Origin of the sequence: Roseibaca sp. Y0-43 (assembly GCF_020667835.1) — a bacterium.
Taxonomy (GTDB): Bacteria; Pseudomonadota; Alphaproteobacteria; order Rhodobacterales; family Rhodobacteraceae; genus Roseinatronobacter.
In genome coordinates, this window is sequence record NZ_JAFMPR010000001.1 from 239963 (window position 1) to 264372 (window position 24410).

The 24410-nt window shown below is 64.2% G+C and carries 20 protein-coding genes; 7 read left to right on the forward strand and 13 right to left on the reverse strand.

Annotation, left to right across the window (positions count from 1 at the left end; all coding sequences use genetic code 11):
• Window positions 1–85 precede the first annotated feature (85 nt).
• From J1C52_RS01190 to J1C52_RS01200, 3 genes are all read left to right on the forward strand, one after another.
• Window positions 86–2962, forward strand: a complete 2877-nt coding sequence (locus J1C52_RS01190; RefSeq protein WP_227426088.1) for a PAS domain-containing protein — start codon at window positions 86–88, stop codon at window positions 2960–2962.
• A 19-nt stretch (window positions 2963–2981) separates the two neighbouring features.
• Window positions 2982–3617, forward strand: a complete 636-nt coding sequence (locus tag J1C52_RS01195) for a response regulator transcription factor (protein ID WP_227426089.1) — start codon at window positions 2982–2984, stop codon at window positions 3615–3617.
• An 80-nt stretch (window positions 3618–3697) separates the two neighbouring features.
• Window positions 3698–4717: a Hint domain-containing protein gene (locus tag J1C52_RS01200; RefSeq protein ID WP_227426090.1), complete on the forward strand. Its 1020-nt coding sequence runs from the start codon at window positions 3698–3700 to the stop codon at window positions 4715–4717.
• Here the strand turns inward: J1C52_RS01200 and J1C52_RS01205 are convergent.
• The 6 genes from J1C52_RS01205 to argH form a co-directional block, all read right to left on the reverse strand.
• Entirely contained in the window at window positions 4657–5403 is a 747-nt protein-coding gene (locus tag J1C52_RS01205) for a hypothetical protein (RefSeq protein ID WP_227426091.1), read from the reverse strand. The genes J1C52_RS01200 and J1C52_RS01205 overlap by 61 nt on opposite strands.
• Window positions 5404–5512: 109 nt before the next feature.
• The gene (locus J1C52_RS01210) at window positions 5513–8047 is read right to left on the reverse strand and encodes a DUF4175 domain-containing protein (protein WP_227426092.1); all 2535 of its coding nucleotides are present in this window, start codon (window positions 8045–8047) and stop codon (window positions 5513–5515) included.
• A 21-nt stretch (window positions 8048–8068) separates the two neighbouring features.
• Window positions 8069–9340 carry a diaminopimelate decarboxylase gene (gene lysA, locus J1C52_RS01215; protein ID WP_227426093.1) on the reverse strand — a complete coding sequence of 424 codons (1272 nt, stop codon included), beginning with the start codon at window positions 9338–9340 and terminating at the stop codon, window positions 8069–8071.
• Between the two features lie 81 nt (window positions 9341–9421).
• On the reverse strand, window positions 9422–9736 hold the full coding sequence (locus J1C52_RS01220; RefSeq protein ID WP_227426094.1) for a DUF2834 domain-containing protein: 315 nt from the start codon (window positions 9734–9736) through the stop codon (window positions 9422–9424).
• A complete protein-coding gene (locus tag J1C52_RS01225; RefSeq protein ID WP_227426095.1) occupies window positions 9733–9870 on the reverse strand; it encodes a hypothetical protein in 138 nt (45 codons plus the stop codon). The genes J1C52_RS01220 and J1C52_RS01225 overlap by 4 nt, the downstream gene beginning before the upstream one ends.
• Window positions 9867–11258: an argininosuccinate lyase gene (gene argH / locus J1C52_RS01230; RefSeq protein ID WP_227426096.1), complete on the reverse strand. Its 1392-nt coding sequence runs from the start codon at window positions 11256–11258 to the stop codon at window positions 9867–9869. Before argH ends, J1C52_RS01225 begins: the two co-directional genes overlap by 4 nt.
• 179 nt (window positions 11259–11437) lie before the next feature.
• Here argH and J1C52_RS01235 point away from each other — a divergent pair, with 179 nt between their 5' ends.
• Both J1C52_RS01235 and J1C52_RS01240 read left to right on the forward strand, forming a co-directional pair.
• A complete protein-coding gene (locus J1C52_RS01235) occupies window positions 11438–12268 on the forward strand; it encodes an EAL domain-containing protein (protein WP_227426290.1) in 831 nt (276 codons plus the stop codon).
• Window positions 12269–12443: 175 nt separating this feature from the next.
• On the forward strand, window positions 12444–12869 hold the full coding sequence (locus J1C52_RS01240) for a universal stress protein (protein ID WP_227426097.1): 426 nt from the start codon (window positions 12444–12446) through the stop codon (window positions 12867–12869).
• Between the two features lie 6 nt (window positions 12870–12875).
• On the opposite strand, the gene J1C52_RS01245 is transcribed toward J1C52_RS01240, so the two are convergent.
• A complete protein-coding gene (locus J1C52_RS01245) occupies window positions 12876–13835 on the reverse strand; it encodes a glycosyltransferase family 2 protein (protein WP_227426098.1) in 960 nt (319 codons plus the stop codon).
• A 165-nt stretch (window positions 13836–14000) separates the two neighbouring features.
• Between J1C52_RS01245 and leuB the strand changes: the two genes are divergently transcribed.
• Together leuB and J1C52_RS01255 are read left to right on the forward strand one after the other, a co-directional pair.
• Complete coding sequence (gene leuB / locus J1C52_RS01250; protein ID WP_227426099.1) at window positions 14001–15107, forward strand: 3-isopropylmalate dehydrogenase; 1107 nt, start codon at window positions 14001–14003, stop codon at window positions 15105–15107.
• 210 nt (window positions 15108–15317) lie between these two features.
• The gene (locus J1C52_RS01255; protein ID WP_227426100.1) at window positions 15318–17525 is read left to right on the forward strand and encodes an NADP-dependent isocitrate dehydrogenase; all 2208 of its coding nucleotides are present in this window, start codon (window positions 15318–15320) and stop codon (window positions 17523–17525) included.
• A 133-nt stretch (window positions 17526–17658) separates the two neighbouring features.
• Here J1C52_RS01255 and J1C52_RS01260 read toward each other — a convergent pair whose 3' ends face one another.
• The 6 genes from J1C52_RS01260 to betI form a co-directional block, all read right to left on the reverse strand.
• Window positions 17659–18426, reverse strand: coding sequence for an ABC transporter permease (locus J1C52_RS01260; protein ID WP_227426101.1), 768 nt, complete (start codon window positions 18424–18426; stop codon window positions 17659–17661).
• Window positions 18423–19214 (reverse strand): ABC transporter ATP-binding protein, encoded by a 792-nt coding sequence (locus J1C52_RS01265; protein WP_227426102.1) that lies wholly within the window; start codon window positions 19212–19214, stop codon window positions 18423–18425. Before J1C52_RS01265 ends, J1C52_RS01260 begins: the two co-directional genes overlap by 4 nt.
• A 53-nt stretch (window positions 19215–19267) precedes the next feature.
• Window positions 19268–20272, reverse strand: coding sequence for an ABC transporter substrate-binding protein (locus J1C52_RS01270; RefSeq protein ID WP_227426103.1), 1005 nt, complete (start codon window positions 20270–20272; stop codon window positions 19268–19270).
• Between the two features lie 128 nt (window positions 20273–20400).
• Window positions 20401–22038 (reverse strand): choline dehydrogenase, encoded by a 1638-nt coding sequence (gene betA, locus J1C52_RS01275; protein ID WP_227426104.1) that lies wholly within the window; start codon window positions 22036–22038, stop codon window positions 20401–20403.
• A 260-nt stretch (window positions 22039–22298) separates the two neighbouring features.
• Window positions 22299–23744 (reverse strand): betaine-aldehyde dehydrogenase, encoded by a 1446-nt coding sequence (betB, locus tag J1C52_RS01280; protein ID WP_227426105.1) that lies wholly within the window; start codon window positions 23742–23744, stop codon window positions 22299–22301.
• Complete coding sequence (gene betI, locus J1C52_RS01285; protein ID WP_227426106.1) at window positions 23741–24325, reverse strand: choline-responsive transcriptional repressor BetI; 585 nt, start codon at window positions 24323–24325, stop codon at window positions 23741–23743. Before betI ends, betB begins: the two co-directional genes overlap by 4 nt.
• Between the last annotated feature and the right edge of the window lie 85 nt (window positions 24326–24410).

Below are 24410 nucleotides of genomic sequence, written 5' to 3' on the forward strand. Positions count from 1 at the left end.
TTGGACAAAGTTGCAAGTTATGCTTGCGTGACACGGGCCGTAAGCCCCGTTAAGCTGGCTGTATTTTCCAATACTCTACCCGATCATGCCAGTATCCCGCCAGACAACGCGCCCCTATCCGGTTCCCGCGATCACGCGCAAGGGGCTGGCGGCGCTGACAAGGGTTTTCGCCCAAACCAGCCGGGATTTGCAGCGCGCGGCCCCCTCTGACAGCGACCGCGCCATCCATGCGGCGCTGGCCAGTGTCGGGGCGGCCTTGGGCGCGGATCGCGCCTATGTGTTCGAAACACTCGACACGGTCTTTATCCGCAACACGCATGAATGGTGCGCCGACGACATTGCCGCGATGCGGGACACGCTGCAACATGTGCCATTCGAATCCGGCGCGCTGTTCTGGGAGCGTTTCCGCGAACGCGGCTCGCTTCAGATTGGCGATGTCAGCGCGCTGATCCAGGGCAGCGAATTGCGCCAGGTCCTGGAGGACCAGGACATCACGGCCCTGATCGCCGCGCCGTTCTGGCGCAATGGCGAGATCATCGGCTTTGTCGGGCTGGATTTCACCAAGGGGCCGCGCATCTTTACCGCCGCCGAAGACAACATGATGCGTGGCTTCGCCGCACAGGTCGGGATGCTGCGCGCGCTGGCGCTATCCGAAGGCCAGCAGCGACGGCAGGAAACAGAGCTGGCGCGTGTGCGCGCGCAGCTTAGCGCCGCGGTGGCCGCCCTGCCCGAGCTATTGGTGGAAACCGATCATGACGGCGTGATCGTGGGCTTTCACCAAAGCACGCCGCTGACCTTCGCAGCAGCGCCGCAGGAAGTGATCGGGCAGCCGCCCGAGCGCGTGTTGCCGCCGCATCTGGCCAGTATCGTGCGCAAGGCCATGCGCGAGGTCGATCTGTTCGGCTGGTCGCAGTCGCATAGCTACTGGGTCGACACCCCTGCCGGCCGGAAATGGTATTCGCTTTATGCCACGACCCGCGATCTGAAAGCGCCGGGCAAGGGCCATGGCTACCTGTTCGTCGTGCGTGACGTGACCGATGCTCAGCTTCAGAACCGGCGGGTGCGCCAGCTTGTGCAGATCGCAGAGCAGGCGAGCAACCTTATCATGCTGACCGATGCGGAACGCCGGATACGCTGGATGAACCCCGCGGCGCTGTCCCGCACCGGCTATTCGCAAGCGCAAGCCGAAGGGCTGCGCCCAAGCGAGGTGTTGCATCTGGGGCAAGCCTCGCCCGATCTTGTGACAGAGCTATGCCAGACCCTGGATAGCGGCCATTCCATTGCCCGCGAGGTGCGCGCGCAAACGCGGGACGGGGCGGAATATTGGCTGGATCTGAACGTGCAGCCCCTGCGCGATGCCGAAGGCGAGATCGAGGGCTACATGGTCATCGCCTCTGACACGACCAGCCACAAACAGGCCGAGGCGCGCCTGTTGCACGAGCGCAGCCATGTCATGAGCGCCAGCCACGAGGGCATGGCCATCATCCGCCCGAACGGGCGGATGTCCTACATGAACAACAGCCTGCGCAGCTACCTGAACGTGCCCGAAGATACCCGTGTGGAAACGCTTTTATGGACCGACCTGACCCCGCCGGACCTGGCAGAACAGATGACCAGCATCCTCCCGATCCTGCTGTCGACCGGCACGTGGGAGGGCGAATTCACCCGGCCCGCGCAAGAGGGCGGCCTGAATCATTTCGCGATCACGCTCAGCGTTCAGGACGACACCTCGACGCTTGCAATCGTGCGCAACGTGACAGAGCGCAAGAAGGCCGAACAGGAACAGGCCCGGCTGCGCGAACGGCTGCAACGCGCCCAAAGCCAGCAGCTTGGCGCGCAACTCGCTGCCGGCATGGCGCATGATTTCGCCAATGTTCTGGCCACCATCTCTGCCTCTGTCGAAACGCTGGCCGGGCAGGTCCGCGACGACGCCAAAGAGACGATCGACCGCATCCGTGCCGCGACGCGGGAAGCGCGCGCGCTGGCGCGGGGTCTGACACGTCTGGAAAGCGCGCGGCCCAGCGCGATCACGCAACCGCTGGAGCCGATCCTGCGGGCCGCGGCGGACCTGCTGCACCCAAGTCTGGACGGGGCAATCCGGCTGGAGCTGGATTTCGCCGATAGCGGGTTATTCGTGCATGGCGACCGCATGGAGGTGATGCAGGTCGTGCTCAACCTGTTGCTGAATGCCCGCGATGCCTGCCGCCAAAGGCTGGACCATGACGCCAGCGCCCCGGCCGTGCTAAGCGTGCGGGCACGACCCTGTGCGCCGGTCAACTGGCCCGTCGCGCCTGACATTGGCGCATTGCTGGCGGGGGTCGAGTATGTCACGATCGACGTGGCCGATACTGGCGACGGGATCGACCCGGCTCTGCGCGGCGCGATCTTTACCCCTTACCTCAGCACCAAGGGCGATGCCGGGGCCGGTTTAGGCCTGACCGTGGTTGCCGACATCGTCCAGTCGCGCGGCGCGGCCTTGCAGGTCGTCAGCAATGCCACGGGCGGTACAAGGATGCGGGTGTTTTGGCCGTGCCACAGCCTGGAGACCAGCGAAGCAGCCAAATCGGACACGCCGCTGGCCGATACCAATATCCTGCTGGTCGATAATGATGACGCGCTCTTGCAAACCATGTCGGGGCTGTTGGTGCGCGCCGGGGCAGAAGTGGCAAGCTGCGCCGACCCCGAAGACGCGCTCGACGCGATCACCCAAGCCCCGCGCGACTGGGATCTGGTCGTCACCGATTTCGACATGGGCGACAGCACCGGCGTGGACCTGGCGAGGAAAATGCACGGCCAACGCGAAGATTTGCCGATAATCCTGATGACCGGCAACAGTGAGTTGCATTTTGCAACGAAATCTGTGCAAGATGAGTTCGTTGCGACCTTACGTAAGCCAATTTCTGCCAGCGTTCTGATTTCTGTTCTCCTTGCCGCCAAATTAAGGTCTCAGCGGCATATCTGAACAAGCCGGATGCCCCGCCATGCGCCTTTTGATAGCGGACGATCATGAATTGCTGCGCGACACTCTTGGCAGCTTCCTGCAACAGCAGGACGGGATCGACATATGCACCGTGGGCGACCTGAACGCGGCGATTGCGCTGCTCGATAAGGGCGAGGCGTTTGACCTGATCCTGCTGGATTACACCATGCCCGGCGTGAACGGGCTGGACGGCTTGAAACGCCTGCTGGAACGCCCCGGCACACCGCCGGCCGCGCTGATCTCGGGAAATGCCGATATGGGCGTTGCACTGCAAGCCATGCGGTTGGGGGCGCAGGGGTTCTTGCAGAAATCCATCCCCGCCCGGTCGCTTCTGAACGCCATCCGCTTCATGGTCGCGGGCGAGCGCTTCTTGCCGGTTGACGATGTTCTAAGCTATCTCTCCGGGCAAGGGGCGACGGTCGGCCTGCCGACCGAAGCAAGTGCCCTGTCCCTGACACCGCGCGAAACGCAGGTTCTGGCGGCGCTTTGCGACGGGCAAACCAACAAGGAAATCGCCCGAAGCCTGAACCTGAGCGAGCCGACCATCAAGCTGCATGTCAAAACGCTCTACCGCCGTCTGGGCGCGACCAATCGGACACAGGCGGCGATGATCGCGCGCAACTTGGGGCTAAACTAGCCAAATCGCTGGTTTTTTGCCGGTTCTGCTGCTACGCTTTCGCAAAAGTCGCGCCAAACAGCGGCAGAGCAGAGGCAGATATGGCAGGTCGAGTGGGACTGGACGGCGTTTTCGCCGTGGACTGGGATTATGTCGAAAGCGATGGCGTCACGGGGCTGGACCCGCATTGGCTGCGGATCGGCGCAGAGCTGCGCTGGCGCGGCAGCGCGCTGCGACTGGACGGCGGCAGCCAGCTTTTGAAACTGCATCATGCGCCCGGCCTGAAGCAAATGCGCGCCCGCGCCATGGCCGAGAAGCTGACCGGGCTGGCCTATCCCGACCGCCCCGAGGATGACGGCAGCATGGCCCCCGCGGGGGGCTTGCTCTTGACCGATGGCACCCGCAGCTACAGCCTGCGCCTTGTGGCGCAAGGGTCGGGCTGGCTCGCGGTGTTCACCGACGGGTTGCCCCCGCCGGGCCAGTCGCTTTGGCTGGTGCAGTCGCGGCTGGATGCGCTTGCGCCGCCGCTGGCGCAGTCGGTGATCTGCTTTGCATCGGACACCGTGATCGGCACGCCCGACGGCCCCAAACCCATCGACAGCATTCGCGAAGGCGACATGGTGCTGACGCGCGACAATGGCCCGAAACCCGTTGTCTGGGCCGGGCGCAGCACGCTGTCGGGCCTTGCGCTGCGCCGCTACCCGCATCTGCGCCCGATCCGGCTGCGGCGCGGGGCGCTAGGGTCGGTGCCAGAGGAGGATCTGCGCATCTCACCCGAACACCGGGTTCTGGTATCGGGTCAGCGCGCACAGGCGCTATATGGCAGCGACGAGGTTCTGGTGCGCGCCGCCGACCTGTTGGATTACCGCAGCATCGCACCCGATCTGGCGCTGCATGGCGTGGTTTATGTGCATCTGCTGCTGGAAGACCACCAGATCCTGTTCGCCAATGGCCTGCCTTGCGAAAGCTTCCATCCTGGTCTGGCCGCGCCCGAGATGCTGCGCCAGCATCGCGGTGCCTTGCGCGCGGTCATGCCCCATGTCGTGGATGCGCCCCAAAGCTATGGCCCGACCGTGCGCCGCTGCCTGAACGCGGGCGAGGCAGCACTTCTGGCCGCGTGATGCGCGTCCAGCCATAGCGCATCAATCCGCGCCAGCGCCTTGGCATCCAGCGGCGCGCCCTGCCAATACCGGCCAGAGGCGCAAAACGCCCCCAAGTCGCGCTCTGCGGCCAAGACATCGGCCATGGCTGGTGCCACGTCCGGCAAGGGCGTGGCCTTCGCCACATCGGCAGGCGTTGCGCGCGGGCAGGTCAGGCGGCTTTCACTGGTCGAAAGGTTGACCACAGCGCAGCCCGCGCGCGCGGCAATCAGTTCCAGCCGGGCGGATTTCGCGCGCAGGTTCTGCAAGGTCGGGTCAGGGCGCAGCGGGTCGGGGCTGCCTTGGCCGTAGAAATGGCTGGCCCCCACCGAATAGACCATGTCGCAGCCCAAATAGGCGATCACCTTGGGCCTGAGCGCGCCCAACGCCCAATAGCCTGCGCTGAACGCCATGGTCGCACCCGCGTAGATGATCCCGCCGAAGCGGTTGTTTTCGGGCACATAGGCGTCAGAGGGCACAAGCTGCTGGCCGGGTTGTCGCAAGGGCGGCATCCGTTCGGGCGGGAAATCATCCGGGAAGGCCAGATAATCCCAATCGGGGCGCACCGCCCAAGCGTTGTTGATTGTCACGATGCGGTCGAACGGCGCGCGCGGCCAGCTGCGACAGGCGACAACATTGGGGCCGCTTCCCAGGATCAGGACGATCATGCCAGCTTCCTTGGCTTGCCAGTGGCACCGCAACAGGCACCCGATACAGCGGAACTAGCGCCAGAAGCTTGATTGCAATAAGAAACAGACCTGTGACGGGCCGTGCCGGTCAGAACCGATCCAGCAAGCGGCGCAGGTAGTCCAGTTCTTCTTCCGGGCGGTCCAGTTCGGCAGAGCGACGGCGCAGTTCTTCCAGCAGGTCGCGGGCGCGTTCATAGACATCGTTCTCCGCCAGCATGTTCTGTTCCGTGCCAACCTCGCCGCCTTGGTTGCGGGCGCGGCCAAGCGGGTCGCGGCCATCGGCATTGCCGGTCTCGGTGGCTTGCTCGCCCTCGCCCGCCTCGCGCTGGTCCTGCGCCTGCGCTTCGTTCATGGCGCGCAGACCGTCGCGCATGGCTTCCATCGCGTCGGCCTGACGGCTGAGCGCTTCGCCGGTCTCGCCCTGTTCCAGCGCTTCGGCGGCCTCTTCCATGGCACGCTGGGCGCGTTCAAGCGCGTCGAGCGCGGCATCCCCTTCGGGCATCCCTTCGCCGGGCAGCGGCTGCAACTGCTGCTCGCGCAACGCATCCGCCAATTCGCGCTGACGCTCTGCCAGATCGTCGCCGCCCGCACCTTGGCCTTGGCCCTCTTGCGGCTCTCCTTGCCCCTCTTGGCCCTCGCGCGGCTCTCCTTCCTGACCTTGGCCTTGCTGTTGCTGACCTTGGCCCTGCCCGCCATTGCGGAACTCGTCCTGCAACTGGCCGAACGTGTCATCGGCTAGGTCTTGCTGCTCGCGCAGTGCCTCGCCCAGCCCTTCCATCGCCTCGGCCCCCGGCATGGGTGGGCCGTCGCCGCCCTGCCCTTCGGTCACTTGCAGGTTTTCCAGAAGCGCGTTGAGCTGTGCCATCAGCTCGGCCGCTTCATCCATGCGGCCTTCTTCCATCAGTTCCTGAATGCGATCCATCAATTGCTGGATCTGGTCTTGCGTGACCTCCATCCGCTCGCCGCCCGGCTGCGGTTCGCCGCGCTCGCGGGGTTGTTCGGCCAATTGCTGCATGTAGTCGCGCATGGCCTCGCGCATCTCGTCCATCAATTCCTGAATCTCGGACGAGTCGGCACCGTTGCGCATGGCTTCGTCCAGCCGTTCCTGCGCGCGTTCCAGACGGGCGCGGGCATCGGCCAATTCGCCTTCTTCCAACAAGATCGCCAGATCCCACAGGCGCTGGGCGATGTCGTCGCGGGTCGCAGCATCCAGCCCGCCATCAGTCAGGCTGGCTTGCAGCAGGTCGCGGGTTTCCATGAACCGCGCCAAGGCTTCGGTCGAGCGGAACGCGTCGGACGCGCGATGCGATACGGCCCGCATCAGTTGCAGGCTGCGCGCGCCGTTTTCGCGCGACCAAAGAAGATCACGGCGCAATTCAATGACAGAGGCCGCCATCGGGTCGAAAAACCGCCGTCCCGGCAGCACGACATGAGCAGCATCGCTTTCGCCGATCTGGCCGCGCGCATCTTCGACCGCCATGCTGAGCACTACCGGCAGGTTGGCCCATGGGTGCTGAGAGAAGTCTTCGATGAACGCGTCTTCGATCTGGTCGCGCGCGCCAGAGACGGGCAATGGCAGCGGAATTTCCAAGGCGTCACGGGGTTCCGGGTCTGTCGCCAGACCAAAACGGCGGTCCACTTCGGCCAAGTCCAGCGCGACGGTGATCTGCCCGCCCGTGACCGCGTAATCATCCTGCGCGGCGTAATCTTGCCGCATCAAACCGCCCTGTTCGCGCACGGGTGCACCGGCCAGCGTGATGCTGGGGGCCGCATCTGTCAGCGCGGTGATTTCCCAGTCGCGCCCGCCCGGGCCGCGCACAGACAGGCGGCCAGAGGTTTCAACGGTGAAATCCTGCGCCATGTCGGCGGGGTCGCCTTCGGGACGGCCTGACAGGCTTTCAACCACGCTCATGACACCGGGCTGGCCGTAGAAACGGATGGTCACAAGGCTGCCCTGTGGCAGCTCCAGCCGGGGGCGGTCCACCTCGTTCAGATACAGGCTGGGGCGGCCCGTGTAATCGGGCGGCTGCACCCATGCCTCCCATGACGGCCCAAGCGCGATCGCCTCTGCACGGCCCGGAAGCTGCGCCATCTCGCCCAGTTCCGTCACGCGCGAGGGGGCGGCGAACAGCACCGCAACCGCTGCCGCCGTGGCGGCCATGTAGCGCAGCCCGTAGCGGTCGAACCGCGCCAGACGCAAATCGCCCGGCACGCTGCGCGCTTGTGCCAGAACCCGCGACAGGCGTGCGATATGCGCGGCCCAAAGCGCCTGACTGCCCGGATCGTCGACCCCGACCGCGACATGATCGGCCACGCCCGATAGCGGACGCCCCGGAAGCGTCTGATCCAACCGGCGCACCGCATCTGCGTGGCGCGGCACATCCAGCCGCCACGCGCCCCAGATCAGGCTGGCCAGAACGGCGGCAAGGCTACCGATGCCGAAACCGGTGGTCCACAGCGGCGGCAGAATGTCTTGAACACCAAAGGCAAGGGCCGACCACAGCGCCAGCGATACCGTCAGGAACGGCCAGAAGGCGCGCGCGCCGCGCTCGGCCCAAAGCCACAGAAGCGTTCCGCGCAACGCGCGGTCAAGTTCCCGGTTTTCGCCTTTGCCCAGCGCCATGCACCCTCGCTTGCGGGCCGGTCAGTCTGCCAGCCATGAGGGCAATGTATCGCGTGCAAGGATTTCGTCAAAGCTTGGACGTGCCCGGATGACCGCGAATTGATCGCCATCGACCAGAACTTCGGGGATCAGGGGGCGGGTGTTGTATTCGGAGGACATGACCGCGCCATATGCGCCCGCCGAGCGGAACGCGACCAGCGCGCCCGCATCCAGCGGCGGCATGGGCCGCGCCTTGGCGAATGTGTCACCCGATTCGCAGACGGGGCCGACAATATCGACCGGGCGCTGGTCGATGGCAGTGGCGGGTTCCAGCACCGGCACGATGTCATGATGCGCGCCATACATGGCCGGGCGCACAAGGTCGTTCATCGCGGCATCGAGGATCAGGAAATCCCGCCCCTCTCCCGCCTTGGTATAGATGACAGAGGCCACGAGAATGCCCGCATTGCCCGCGATCAACCTGCCCGGTTCAATCTCGATCTCGACATCCAGATCGTCAAGGACGCGCCGGATCATCGCGCCGTAATCGCTGGGCAAAGGCGGTGTTTCGTTCGACCGCGTATAGGGAATGCCCAAGCCGCCGCCCAGGTCCAGCCGGGTGATGTTGTGACCATCCGCGCGCAATTCGCGCGTGAGGTCAGCAATCTTGGTGAACGCCATTTCAAAGGGCGCAAGGTCGGTCAACTGGCTGCCGATATGCACATCGACGCCCACGACCTGAATGCCGGGAAGCGTGGCCGCTTCGGCGTAAATCTCTCGCGCGCGGGAAATCGGCACGCCGAATTTGTCTTCTTTCCGGCCCGTGGCGATTTTCTCATGCGTTTTTGCGTCCACATCCGGGTTCACGCGCAGCGCGATGGGCGCGGTTGCCCCGAGAGAGGCCGCGACCTCGGACAGAACCCGCAACTCTTCCAGAGATTCGACATTGATCTGGCGCACGCCGCCCGTCAGCACCAGCGCCATCTCCTCGCGGGTTTTGCCGACACCGGAAAAGACGATCCGCTCTCCCGGCACGCCCGCCGCCTTTGCCCGCCGGTATTCGCCGCCCGACACCACGTCCATGCCCGCGCCCAGCCGCGCCAGCACGCGCAGCACGGCCACGTTCGACAGCGCCTTGACCGCGAAACAGACCAAATGATCGGTGCCCGCCAGCGCCTCTTGGAACAGGCGGAAGTGGCGTGTCAGCGTGGCGGTGGAATAGACGTAGAACGGCGTGCCGACCGCTTGCGCAATATCGGTCAAGGCCACGTCTTCGGCGTGCAACACACCGTCACGATACAGGAAATGGTCCATGGGTCGGGCTTTCAGTCTGGCGCGGGCGCGTCTGGCGATTGGCCGACGCCTCGGGCAGGAGAATTTCGGAAGATAAGCGGCTTAGTCGGGTTTCGAACGCAGGAACAGGTAAAGCGGCAACCCGCAAGAGACCCCGATGCAGAAGGTCGCGGGGATGGCGATCAAGCCGATATAGCGTTTTCGCGCGACACACTCTGCAATCACGAAGATCGTCAGCGCCACGGCGGCGATGGTCAGATCCCAGACAAGGCCAGAGGTCGCGGCATTGACATGCCACGCATCGACCATGGCCATGATCGACCAGCCGTTTTCCTGAAACCAGGTCACGAACCAATACATGGGATGGATCGCGCCCCAGATGGCCAGCGCAAGAAAGATCAGGCGAAGCGGCGTCATAGCTCCGTTTGCACCCCGATGATGACCTCTCCCGACACATCCAGCCCCGGCGTCGACCGCTCGGATGCCGTGGGCAGGCCGTCCGCGCCGCATGCGGCCAATATCAGCGCGAAAGCCAAGGCTGCGTATTTCATCCCAGCACCTCTTTCCAGCGGGCGATTTGCGCGCGCACATTATCGGGAGCGGTGCCGCCGTAGCTGGTGCGGCTGGCAACCGAGTTGTGCACGCCCAGCACAGAATAGACCGCGTCGGTGATTTCGCCATGCACTTTCTGCATCTCGTCCAAACTTAGGTCCGGCAGGTCGCAGCCCTTGTCCTCGGCCAGTTTGACCAGGCTGCCGGTTACATGATGCGCATCGCGGAAGGGCAGGTTTAATTCACGCACCAGCCAGTCGGCCAGATCGGTCGCGGTGGAAAAGCCCGAGGATGCGGCGGCCTCAAGCGCGGGGCGGTTGGCGGTCAGGTCGCTGACCATGCCTTCCATCGCGGCCAGACCCAGTGCCAAATTGTCAGCCGCGTCAAAGACCTGTTCCTTGTCTTCCTGCATGTCCTTTGAGTAGGTCAGCGGCAGCCCCTTCATGATGGTGAACAAGGCCACCGTCGCCCCCATGATCCGCCCCAGTTTCGCGCGCAGAAGCTCTGCCGCGTCGGGGTTGCGCTTTTGCGGCATGATGCTGGACCCGGTCGAAAAGCGGTCCGACATGCGCACGAAACGGAACTGGGCCGAGGACCAGATCACCAGCTCTTCGGCAAAGCGCGACAGGTGCATGGCGCATATGCTGGCCGCCGACAGGTATTCCAGCGCGAAATCACGGTCCGACACACTGTCGAGCGAGTTGGCCGTGGGCCGATCGAAGCCCAGCGCCTTGGCCGTCATATGACGGTCGATCGGGAAGGACGTGCCCGCCAGCGCGGCTGCGCCCAAGGGGCATTCGTTCATGCGCGCGCGGGCGTCGGCAAAGCGCGACTTGTCGCGGGCGAACATCTCGACATAGGCCAGCATATGGTGGCCCCATGTCACCGGCTGCGCGGTTTGCAGATGGGTGAAACCGGGCATGATCCAATCCGCCCCGGCTTCGGCCTGCGCCAGAAAGGCGCGCATCAGCGCATCCAGCCCCGCAATGGCGACATCGCATTGCGCGCGCACCCACATGCGGAAATCGACCGCCACCTGGTCGTTGCGCGAGCGCGCGGTGTGCAGGCGCCCGGCAGCCGGGCCGATGATGTCGCGCAGGCGCGCTTCGACATTCATGTGAATATCTTCCAGCGCGGTCGAGAAGGCGAAATTTCCCGCCTCGATCTCTGCCAGAACCTGCGTCAGGCCTTGATCGATGGCGCTAGCGTCCTCTTCGGTCAGGATACCGCTGGCGGCCAGCATGGCGGCATGGGCGCGAGAGCCTGCAATATCCTGCGGCGCAAGGCGTTTGTCATAGCCGATAGAGGCGTTGATCGCCTCCATGATCGCATCCGGGCCGGCGGAAAAACGCCCGCCCCACATGGCGTTTGCAGATTTTTCAGACATGCGCGCGGCCCTTTCGAAAACAGCATCCAAGCGCCCCGGCTATAGCCAAGCCGGGCGCGCTTGGCAATCAAGCCGCGCCGAGTGCGATTGCACGAAAAATGCAGAAACTTTTAGCGAACATTGCGGATTTAACGCACGATTAAGGGCTATCGGCAACAACAGGGGGGAACTTGCCGGAGATGCAGATGCAATTCGATGACACGCCCCTGAAAAGCTCGCCGCTGAGCATAGCCGCCGAGGAAACGACACGCGACGCGATCCTTCTGGTGCGCGATGCGTTGCAGGACCGTCGTGCCATGCTGGCCTTTCAACCGGTGGTGCAGGCCCGAATGCCCAAACGTGCGGCCTTTTACGAAGGGCTGATCCGCATCATGGACCCGACCGGCCGGGTCATTCCGGCGCGCGATTTCATCCATGCCATCGAAGCGCGCGAACTGGGGCGGCGGATCGACTGTCTTGCCTTGGAGATGGGGCTGGCCACGCTGGCAGCGGAACCCGGTATCAGGTTGTCGATCAACATGTCGGCGCGGTCCATCGGCTATCCGGAATGGCTGACAACGCTGGAGCGCGGGCTGCGGGGCGACCCGACCATCGGTGAACGGCTGATCCTTGAAATCACCGAATCCTCGGCGATCGAGATGCCGGATCTGGTGGTCGACTTCATGGCCGATATGCAGGAGCGCGGCATTTGTTTCGCGCTGGACGATTTCGGCGCGGGCTACACCGCATTTCGCTACCTGAAGGATTTCTATTTCGACATCATCAAGATAGATGGTGAGTTTATCCGAGGGATCAGCCAGAACCCCGACAACCAGGTACTGACACAGGCGCTTGTCTCGATCGCGCAGCATTTCGACATGTTCACGGTCGCGGAATCCGTCGAAACGGCGGAAGACGCGCGGCTGCTGGTCGAGATGGGGGTTGATTGCCTGCAAGGTTATTTCTTTGGTGCGCCCTCGGTGGCAGAGCCTTGGAACATGTCCCAACTGAAATCGCGCCATGCCGGGTAGACGGGGCTCCACGTTACGCCGTCAAGGTCGCATCGCGGGTGGGAGTTGCGGCGCATCAACAATGCCTGACGCACCGCTCGCGCCCGCGCGTAACCGGGCCGGGCGACAAATGCCTTGAAATCCAGCACCCGAACGTGTCCAACTATGGGAACCCCCGTGACAAGAGGACAAACCCATGGCGATCAAGATCCTGCTGCCCATCGACCTTTCGTCGCCGGCGTCTTGGGTGAAACCCATGGCAGAGGCCCAGAAAATGCTTCAGGGCGGCGGCGAGTTGCATGTCGTCAGCGTGCTGCCCGATTTTGGCATGTCCATGGTCGGAACGTTTTTCAAGGCCGGGTTCGAGCAAACCGCGCTGCACCAGTTCGGCGAGGCGTTGCGCAAATGGGTCAAGCAGAACGTGCCCGGCAGCATAGAGGTGCACCCGCATGTTCTGCACGGCAATGTCTATGACGAAATCCTGCGCGCCGCCGACAAGCTGGAGGTGGATGTCATCATCATGGCCGCCCACCGCCCCGAAGCCCGCGACTACCTGCTGGGGCCGAATGTGGCGCGCGTGGTGCGCCATGCCAAGCAATCGGTCTATGTGGTGCGCGACTAGGGACGGTTATTTATACTCTATCAGCCGCCGACGGCGCCCGCGCAGCCGCGCGGCCCAGTAGCTGGCCATCCCCGCCGCTTCGGCGAATTTGCTGAGCATCAACAGCCCCGCCGCCTGCGCCGCGCGCTTCGCGCCAAGGCCTTCGGCGCGGAAGCGCTGCCACTGCCGCCCGAGCGAGGCAAGATAGAGCATCGCCACCACGACCGCCAAGGGCCACCACAGCACCAGCCCCGCCAGCGCGACGAGCGGCAGCGCCACGCCCCACAGCCCGGCGCGCCGCCGCTGCCCCGCCGCCGCGCCGTGCAACACGCCAAGCTCGGCATAGCTGTGCCCCGCGCGCAAGCTGCGCCGCCACCACGGGCCAAGCGACAAGAGCCGTGCGTCATGTTCGGTCATCAGCGCGTCGATGCACCATGTCTGCCAGCCCGCCGCCTGCATCCGCAGGCACATGTCGTCATCTTCGCCCGCGATCAGCGCCTCGTTATAGCCCCCGATCCCGCGCAACGCGTCCGCGCGCACCATCAGGCAGCCCGCGCAATATGTGGCGGGGCCAAGCGGCTTGTTCCATTCCCAATCGGTCATCCAGTTATAGGCAGAGGCATCGGGTGCCGCTTCATACTGGCGGCCAAAGACCAGCCCGGCTTGCGGGTGGGCGCGCAGATGCGCCAAGGCCTGCGCGGGCCAGCCGGGGTCCAAGATGCAATCGCCGTCGACAAGCTGCACGAATTCCGCATCGGGCAGCGCGGCCAGCCCGGTATTGCGCCCGCGCGCGGCGGTGAAGGGGCGGTCCGGGTCCAGTTCCATGACCGTCACCCCCAGATCGCGCGCCGCCTGTGCCGACCCGTCGGTCGAGCCGCTATCGACATAGACCACCCGCCGGGCCACCGCTTGCGCCGCTTTCAGGGCGCGCAACAGCCGCGCGCCTTCGTTGCGGCCAATCACCACCGCGTCGAACCCATCTTCCATGCAAGCGCCTTCGCTGCGTCACTGCCAGTGCACCAGCCATAGCAGAAATCGCGATCCCTGCCAGCGTCGCGCTGCGGGGATTGCGCGCTTTCGCGGATCAGCCCGACTTGACGCCCCCGCGGCTTGGGGCTAGCGACTTGGCCAGCAACATCAGAGGAGACGCCCATGACCACCCCTTCCCTGCTTATCCTGCCCGGCGACGGCATCGGCCCAGAGGTCATGGCGGAAGTGCGCAAGATCATCGACTGGATGGGCGCGAAGCGCGGGCTGGTCTTTGACGTGTCCGAAGACCTTGTCGGCGGCGCGGCCTATGACAAGCACGGCACCCCCCTGCATGACGACACGATGGCCAAGGCGCAGGAGGTGGACGCGGTCCTTCTGGGCGCGGTGGGCGGCCCGAAATACGACGTGCTGGATTTCAGCGTAAAGCCCGAGCGCGGCTTGCTGCGCCTGCGCAAGGAAATGGACCTCTATGCCAACCTGCGCCCGGCGCAGTGTTTCGACGCGCTGTCGGATTTCAGCAGCCTGAAGAAAGAGGTCGTGGCCGGTCTGGACATCATGATTATCCGCGAGCTGACAAGCGGCGTGTATTTCGGCGAGCCGCGCGGCATCAAGAAAGAAGGCAATGAGCGCGTGGGCATCAACACCCAGCGTTACACGGAGTCCGAGATCGCCCGCGTGGCGCGCTCGGCCTTCGAGATGGCGCGCAAGCGTGGCAACAAGGTCTGCTCGATGGAGAAGGCCAATGTCATGGAATCGGGCATTCTTTGGCGCGACGTAGTGCAGGAAATTCACGATGCGGAATACCCCGATGTCGAGCTGAGTCACATGTATGCCGATGCAGGCGCGATGCAACTGACCCGCTGGCCCAAGCAGTTCGATGTCATCGTGACCGACAACCTGTTCGGCGATCTGCTGTCCGATCTGGCCGCCATGCTGACCGGCAGCCTTGGCATGTTGCCCTCGGCCAGCCTTGGCGCGCCGATGGCGAACGGTCGCCCCAAGGCGCTGTACGAGCCGGTGCATGGCTCTGCCCCCGACATTGCCGGACAGGGCAAGGCAAACCCGATTGCCTGCATCCTCAGTTTCGCGATGGCGCTGCGCTACAGCTTCGACATGGGCGAGGAAGCGGATCGTGTGGAAAAGGCCGTTGAAAAAGTGCTGGCCGATGGCGTGCGCACGGCGGACCTGATGGGGCCGGAGGGCGGCGTGCCGGTCTCGACCTCTGGCATGGGCGACGCGATCGTGGCGGCGCTGGACGCAAGCCTGTAAGCGCCGCTGACGGCGAGGCCCCGGATCACGTCCGGGGCGCGACATCCCTAGTCAAAACCACAGGCTCCGGACCCGATCCGGAGCCTTTTTGCTGCGCCGCCGAAAATTCACCCATGCAGCGCAGAAAAAGCTACGGTATACCATTGTGCACTGTTTACCTCGGCGTGGAAAGCGCCTATGGTGCGGCCAAATTCTTGAAAGGGGTTGACCATGACCGACCAGACCACGCCCGACATTATTTATACGAAGGTGGATGAAGCGCCCGAACTGGCCTCGGCCTCGCTTCTGCCGATCATCCAGAGCTTTGCCAGCGCCGCCGGTGTCAGCGTCGGCACGAAGGATATTTCGCTGGCGGGCCGCATTCTGGCAACCTTCCCCGATTTCCTGACCGAAGATCAGCGCATCAGCGACGATCTGGCCGAATTGGGCGAGCTGGTGAAAACACCCGACGCCAATGTCATCAAGCTGCCCAATATCTCGGCTTCTGTTCCGCAGCTGGTGGCCGCGATCCGCGAATTGCAGGGCCAGGGCTACGCCCTGCCCGACTATCCCGAAGCGCCTGCGACCGATGCCGAAAAGGACATCCGCGCGCGCTATGACACGATCAAGGGGTCGGCGGTGAACCCGGTCCTGCGCGAAGGCAATTCGGACCGCCGCGCGGCGAGCGCCGTCAAGAAATTCGCCCAAGCCAATCCGCACCGCATGGGCAAATGGGCGGCAGACAGCAAGACCCGCGTGGCGACCATGAGCGCGGGCGACTTCTTCAGCAACGAGCGTTCGGTCACGCTGTCGCAGCCTGCCATCGCCACCATCGAACATGTGGCCCCCGATGGCACCCGCACGGTTCTGAAAGATGCCGTAAGCTACCCGGCCGGCACGGTGGTCGATGCGACATTCATGTCGGCGCGGGCCTTGGATGCGTTCCTTGCCGCCGAGATCGAAAGCACCAAGGCAGAGGGCACGCTGTTCTCTTTGCATATGAAGGCCACGATGATGAAGGTCAGCGACCCGATCATCTTCGGCCATGCGGTCAAGGCGTGGCTGGCCCCGGTGTTCGAGCAATTCGGCGACGATATGGCTGCCTTGGGCGTGAACCCCAATTCCGGGCTTGGCGATCTGCTGGCGCGGGTCAAGGACCGTGCCGATATCATGGCCGCGATCGACGCCTGCACCGCCCAGCGCCCGCCGATGTACATGGTCGACAGCGACCGTGGCATCACCAACCTGCATGTGCCGTCGGACGTGATTATCGACGCATCGATGCCCGCGCTCATTCGCGGCGGCGGCAAGGGCTGGGGTCCGGATGGGGCAGAGCATGACGCGAATTGCGTGATCCCGGACAGCTCTTACGCGCCGGTCTATGACGAGACGATCCGCTTCTTCAAGGAAAACGGCGCGCTGAACCCCGCCACCGCCGGGACCGTGCAGAACATTGGCCTGATGGCGCAAAAGGCCGAGGAATACGGCAGCCATCCCACCACGTTCGAGATACCCGCCGATGGCGTGGTGCGCATGGTGCTGGACGATGGCACGGTGCTGCATGAACATTCGGTCGAGGCAGGCGATATCTGGCGCTCCGCCAGCGCGCGCAAAGCGCCCATCGAGGACTGGGTGAACCTTGCCATCGCGCGGCAGGCCGATACCGGCTATCGTGCCATTTTCTGGCTGGATGAAACCCGCGCGCATGACGCCGAACTCATCAAGATGGTAAAGCCAATTCTGGACGCGAAAGGCGTGGCCGACCGCTTCGAGATCATGGCCCCGCGCGAGGCGACGCGCGCTTCGCTGGAGACCATTACCAAGGGCGAGAACACCATCGCCATCACCGGCAACGTGCTACGCGATTACCTGACCGACCTGTTCCCCATTCTGGAACTGGCGACCAGCGCCAAGATGCTGTCCATCGTGAAACTGATGCAGGGCGGCGGTCTGTTCGAGACGGGCGCGGGCGGCTCTGCCCCCAAGCACGTCCAGCAGTTGCAGGCTGAAAATCACCTGCGCTGGGACAGCCTTGGCGAGTTCTGCGCTCTGGGCGAGTCGTTCAAGTTCCTGGCCGATGCCAAGGGCAACGCGAAGGCCCGCGTCTTGGGCAAGGCCGTGGAACTGGCCACGCAAGGCGTGCTGGACAATGACCGCTCGCCCGGTCGCAAGGTCGGCCAGCCCGACAACCGCGACAGCCATTACTGGTTCGCGCGCTACTGGGCCGAAGCCTTGGCCGCGCAAACGGAAGATGCTGACTTAGCCGCACATTTCGCGCCGATCGCGGCAGAGCTTGCTGCGCAGGAGGCCGCGATTGTCGCCGAATTGCAGGCAGGTCGCGGGCAAGCGGTCGATACCGGCGGCTATTACCACAATGACCCGGCAAAGACCGCGGCCGTGATGCGCCCCTCGGCCACGCTGAACGCGATCATCGGCTGATCGTGTCTGACCAAACGGAAAAAAGGCGGCCTTGGGGCCGCCTTTTTGCGTGATGCTGGGGGTTTTTAGGGGCTTTGCCCCTCTGGTCCCTGCGGGACCATTCACCCGAGGATATTTGGGCAAGGATGAAAGCCTAGCCGGGGCTACGTTCGGCCCAACCGGCGAAGATTTTTTCGAGCGCGACCACGATGTAGTAGAGTACGATCCCGAGGAAGGCCAAGGCGATGAGCACCGCGAACATGAGCGGGAAATCGGAATTGGTGCGCCCTGAGTCGAAGAGTGCGCCCAAGCCACGCCCATGGGGGCTGACGATTTCCATCAGGTTTGTGCCGATGAAGGCAAGCGTGACCGCGACTTTCAGCGCGCCGAAGAATTCGGGCAGGGTTTTCGGCAGGGCGATTTTCCAGAAGATCGTGGCCTGCGATGCGCCCAGAGAGCGCAGGATGTCGCGGTATTCGGGCTCTAGCGTGGACAGCCCGATGCTGACGGACACGGCAATCGGGAAGAATGAGATCATGAAGGCCAGAAGCACCGTGTTGAAATCGTGCTGGCCCACGAACATGAGCGCAACGATGGGCACGACGGTTGCCTTGGGGATGGCGTTGAAGCCCACGAGGAGGGGGTAGAGCGCATCGCGCATGATGCGTGAAAAGCCCATGATCATGCCCAGAAGCGTGCCGAAAATGACCGCCAGCAAAAGCCCGAGGATGGTGCGCCACAGGGTTTGCCAGCCCATTGTTAGGAACAGATCCCAGTGGCGGGCATAGGCCGGCGGCAGGTCGGAGGGCGCGGCCATCTTGAAGGTGGGCCAGCCATTGACCCAGACGAGCCATTCCCAAAAGGCCAGGAAGATCGCGACCGCGATCAGCGGCACTGCGATGGATTGCACATGTTTGTTCATGCGGCATCCTCCGTCGTGCGGCCTTGGGCGACCTGGATCTGGTGGCGCAGGATGTTCAACTGTTCTGCCGCTTCGGGAGTATAGAGGTCGTCGAGCGTGGGCGTGCGGGTCCGCGGCACGTTCAGCACATATTGCGTTTTCGCGGGGCGGCCCGACAGCACCACGACCTGATCGGCCAGGAAGATCGATTCGCGCAGGTCATGGGTAATCAAAACGCCGGTGAAGGGTTCGCGTTCTTTCACCTTGTGCATGGTCTGCCACAGGTCTTCGCGGGTGAAAGCATCGAGCGCGCCGAATGGTTCATCAAGGATCAGCACTTCGGGCTGGTGAATGAGCGCGCGGCAGAGGCTGGCGCGTTGGCGCATCCCGCCGGACAGCTCGGACGGGCGTTTATCCTCGAACCCTTCAAGGCCCACCAGCGACAGCAGGAAGCGGGCGCGGTCCTCGGCCTCTTTCTTGGAGAGTTTCGAGGGCACGATTTCGAGCGGCAAAAGCACGTTTTTCAGGATAGAGCGCCATTCCAGCAGCACAGGGTTCTGAAACGCCATCCCCACGGTCGAGCGCGGTCCCTTCACGCGTTCGCCGTGCAGCCACACTTCGCCATGGTCCGGTTTCATCAGCCCCGCGATCAGGCGGGTCAGGGTGGATTTGCCGCAGCCAGAGGGACCGACCACGGCGACGAAGCCGCCTTCGGGCACCGCGATTTCCAGCCCGTCCAGCACCGGCAAAGGCCCGGCATCGGTTTTATAGGCGTGCCGCACGCCCTTGATTTCGATCAGGTTTTCCATGACGCCGTCCTTGCGAGAAAGGCCGGCGCGTGTGGCGCCGGCCCTTATGTGTCTTAGTCCAGTTTGAACCCGCCTTCGGGCAGGTAGGCATCTGTGAAATACAGGCTCGCATCAGGCGTTGTCTGGTATTCATAGGTCAGCGCGATCTGCTCCAGCGCATTGGCGAAGCGCGCGTCGTCGATCACGCCCATGCCATTGGCTTTCACTGCATCCGTCACGATATTGGCCTCTAGTGCCAGTTCCAGACGGCGCAGTTCCAGTTCCGCGTCCATCGCCGGGTTGCGGCTGACAAGGCTTTCGATGGCCGCAGCCGGGTCGGCGATGGTGTCGACCATGCCCTTGGCGACTGCGTCGAGGAAGCCGCTGACGGCATCGGGGTTCGCGGCGGCGAAATCGGTGTTCACGATGATCGCGTTGCCATAGAGGTCCACGCCATGATCGGCCATCAAGATAACCGACACGTCATCCTCGGGCACGCCAAGGCGCACGGTGTTCAGGAAGGACGTGAAGCTGAAGCCCGTGACCGCCGCAACGGTGCCTTCGGCCAGCGACGGCTCGCGCGTGGGGAAGCCCACGGGTTCGACCGTGACGGTGCTGGCGTCGATACCGGTTTCGGCCACGAAGATCGGCCATTGCGCCCATGCGCCATCGGGGGGCGGCGCGCCCAGAACCTTGCCTTCCAGGTCGGACGGGGTTTCCACCCCCAGGGATTTGCGGCCCACGATGGCGAAGGGCGGCTTGTCATAGACCATCATCACGCCGATGACGGGTGCGCCGGGGTTCTGGTCCAGGAACTTGATAAGGCTGTTCATATCGGCAAAGCCCACCGGGAAGGCGCCGGTGGCGACCTTCGGGATCGCGTCCAAGCTGCCTTGGCCCGCGGCGATTTCAACGTCCAGACCGGCTTCGGCGAAATAGCCTTTGTCGATGGCCACGAAATAGGGGGCAGACGGGCCTTCAAAACGCCAATCCAGCGCGAAGGGCATTGAGGTTTGCGCCTGCGCGGCGGCAGCCAACAGGCTCAGGCCGAACGCGGCGGACATAGATTTGTAGAACATGGACACTCTCCTGTCGGGAATTCGATAGTGCAAAGACGCACGGGCGGCGGGGCTTCGCAAGTCTGATGCCTGCGCTTGGCCCTTTCGTGCCTAATCCTTGGGCAACCGCCCATTCTTTGCAAGAAAATTCAGCGTTGCGCCATCCGCCAATGCGGATGCACCCATGGCTCTGCATTCAGTGGCGGCAAGCGGCGGCCCAAAATGTGATCGGCGATCTTTTCGCCCACCATGATAGAAGGCGCGTTCAGGTTGCCGTTGGGAATGCGCGGAAAGATCGAGCTGTCGGCCACGCGCAACCCATCCACCCCGATAACCCGGCCTTCCGGGTCCACCACCGCCAGAGGGTCATCGCGCCGCCCCATCCGCGCCGTGCCGCAGGGGTGATAGGCACTTTCGACATGATCGCGGATGAAATCGTCCAGCGCGGCATCGTCCTGCACCTGCGGACCGGGCTGGATTTCGTGCTTGAGGTAAGAGGCGAAGGCCGCTTGCCCCATGATCTCTCGGGTCAGGCGGATACAGGTGCGGAAATCTTCCCAATCCTGCGGGTCGCTCATGTAATTGAAACAGATTTTCGGCGCATCCCGCGGGTCGGGACTGGCCAGCTTCACCCAACCCCGGCTGGCAGAGCGCATGGGGCCGACATGGGTCTGGAACCCATGCCCCTCGGCCACGGCCTTGCCGTCGTAGCGCACGGCAATCGGCAGGAAATGATACTGGATGTCGGGATATTCCACGCCCGCGCGCGAGCGGATGAAGGCACAGGCCTCAAACTGGTTCGACGCGCCGGGACCACGCCGCGCGAGCAGCCATTGCGCGCCCACCCATGCCTTGCCCGGCAGGTTCCAATACTTGAACAGCGTGATCGGCTGGCGCGCGGCATATTGCAGATAAAGCTCTAGATGGTCTTGCAGGTTTTGCCCCACGCCAGCGCGATCAGCGCGGGCGGCAATGCCATGCGCGGCCAAATGGGCGGCGGGGCCGATGCCCGACAACATCAATAGCTTCGGCGTGTTGATACTGCTTGCCGCCAGAACCACCTCGGCACGCGCATGGGCCATGCGCCCATCGTGCATGACAACACCCGTGGCGCGGTTCTGCGCGTCAAACGCGACCCGCGCGGCCAGGCCCCGCAGCACGCGCACCCGCCCCGTAGCGATGGCCGGGCGCAAATAGGCGCGCGCGGCGGACCAGCGTTGCCCGCGATGGATCGTCGCTTCCATCGCGCCGAACCCCTCTTGCTGCGCGCCGTTATAGTCGTCGGTCACAGGGTAGCCCGCCTGTTGGCCGGCTTGGATAAAGGCGTCGAATAACGGGTTCTCGCGCGTGCCGCGGCTGACATGCACCGGCCCACCCTGCCCGCGCCAATCCGAAACACCGGCCTGCCAATTCTCCATCCGGCGGAAATAGGGGGCGACATCGGTGAAGCGCCAACCATCCGCCCCCTGATCGGCCCAATGGTCGAAATCGCGCGCGTGGCCGCGCACATAGACCATGCCATTTATGCTGCTCGACCCGCCCAGCACGCGCCCGCGCGGGCAGGCCAGACGCCGACCGCCCAAATGCGGCTCGGGTTCGGTCCGGTAGCCCCAGTCATAACGCGCCATGTTCATCGGGTAGGACAATGCGCCGGGCATCTGGATGATGGGGCCGGCATCCGACCCGCCCGCTTCCACCACGATCACCGAATGGCCCGCTTCGGCCAGACGATAGGCAACCGCGCACCCGCCCGATCCCGCGCCCACAACGACATAATCCGCCTGCATCTCTCATAGGCTCCTGAAAGCTGTCCGGGCCGGGTCAAGGATCGCGCAAGCGACCGCGCGGCACGCGCGGCTTGTCCTTGACGCGGACCGGACAGCGTTACACTCGATCTGGCGCGTTCAGGGCAAACCTGCCCCTGAACCGCCTCTCAGCAAAATCACGCCAACCGCCCAACACCACGGCAGGGCTGGATGCCCGCCGGCAGGCGGGCCAGCGTCACATCTCTTCGCGCCGCAAGGCGCGGCAATTTGGTTGAAACCGCTCAATAGGGCGCATCGACATCGCCCATTCCGACATAGACGGACTTCACCCGCGTATAGTGCTCAAGCGCCGCATGGCCGTTTTCCCGCCCCACGCCGCTGGACTTCACCCCGCCGAAAGGCATTTCCACGGGCGTCAGGTTATAGGCGTTGATCCAGCATGTGCCCGCCTGCAAGCGCCCCACGATACGGTGCGCGCGCGTCAGGTCTCGCGTGAATACACCTGCCGCCAACCCGTAGTCCGTAGCATTGGCCCGCGTGATCACCTCGTCCTCGTCGTCAAAGGCAAGCACAGACATAACCGGCCCGAAAATCTCTTCGCGGGCGATGGTCATGTCGTCGGTCACGTCAGTGAAAACGGTGGGTTCCACGAAGCACCCGCTTGGCGATTTGCCGCCGCAGACCAGCCGCGCGCCCTCGGCCACTCCGCGCGCGATATAGCCCAGCACACGCTCGGCCTGCACGGCGCTGACCAGCGGCCCCATCTGCGTGGCCTCGTCCAGCGGGTCGCCCATGACGATGCGCTTGGTGCGGGCGACCAGCTTTTCCAGGAACGCGTTCAAAACCTTGCGCGACACGAAGACCCGCGTGCCATTGGTGCAGATTTGCCCCGAGGAATAGAAATTCCCCAGCATCGCCGCGCCCACGGCATTGTCCAGATCGGCATCCTCGAACACGATCAGGGGCGATTTGCCGCCCAACTCCATCGTCACCGCGCGAATACCCTCGGCGGCTTGGGCATAAACCTTGCGGCCTGTCGGCACCGACCCGGTCAGCGACACTTTCGCCACGCGCGGGTCACTGACCAGCGCAGCGCCAACCTCGCCCGCGCCTTGCACCACGTTGAACAGCCCCGCAGGCAGGCCCGCTTCCGTCAGAATCTCCGCCAAGGCCAGCGCTGAAAGCGGCGTCACCTCGGACGGTTTGAACACCAGCGCATTGCCGAAGGCCAGCGCGGGCGCGGCTTTCCATGCCGCGATCTGGATCGGGTAGTTCCACGCGCCAATCCCCGCGCAGACGCCCATGGGTTCGCGCAAGGTATAGGCCATGTCGCGTCCAAGCGGGATGGTCTGGCCCGTCACGGTCGGCGCGAAGCCTGCGAAATATTCCAAGGCATCCGCGCCAGAAGCGGCATCGGCCACCAGTGTTTCTTGCAGGGGCTTGCCGGTATCCAGCGTTTCCAGCACGGATAATTCGCGGTTACGCGCGCGCATGATCTGCGCCGCGCGGTGCAGGATGCGCCCACGCTCCACCGGCGGACGGGCGGCCCAGTCGGCCTGCGCGTCAGCCGCCGCAGCCAAAGCCTGCTCGACAATCGCAGGCGTGGCAGAATGTAGCCGGGCAATCACCTCTCCCGTCGCGGGATAGAGGCTTTCGAACGCCGTGCCTTGGTCATCCTCGACATACCTGCCGCCGATGAAATGGCTGGCTTTGGGCTGTGCTCTCATGCGGGGGTTCCTTCCATCGCGGCGTCCAGCCACCCCTGCACGCGCGCGCAAGCCCGCGCGCCGTCCGGCTCTGCCACGCCCAAGGCCTCATGCAGATAGGTGCCGTCGATCATCGCCGCCGCACCGTCGGCCAGTTCGCGCGCACGCGCGCCCACCAGCGAGCGCAGCGCATGGCGCAGGTTCGACCGCAGCCGCGCCTGGTAGACCCGCAGCAGCCGCGCGGCATCGTCCTGCCGCTGCGCCAGAACGTAGAAATTCAGCCATGCCGCCACCACGTCGCGCCGGAAATTCGTGCCGGTGAAGGACACCCGCACCAACGCGCGCAGCCGGTCGCGCGGGGTGTCGCAAGCCACAAGCGCGCCGCGGATTTCAGCGCCGTAGACCGACAGCACATGCCGCATGGCTGCCAGAAACATCGCTTCTTTCGACCCGAAATAATGATGCGCCAAGGCCGAGGACATGCCCGCGCGCTTGGCGATCCGGCTGACGGTCACGTCCAGCGATCCCGCTTGCCCGATCTCGACAATAGCGGCTTTGATAAGCGCGTCGCGCCTGATAGGTTCCATTCCAAGCTTCGGCATATCTGCCTGCCCTTTTTCGATATTTGGGTTGCAGGTTTGCTAGCCGATTGTTTATTGATTGGTCAATCAAGAAAAACGCAACACG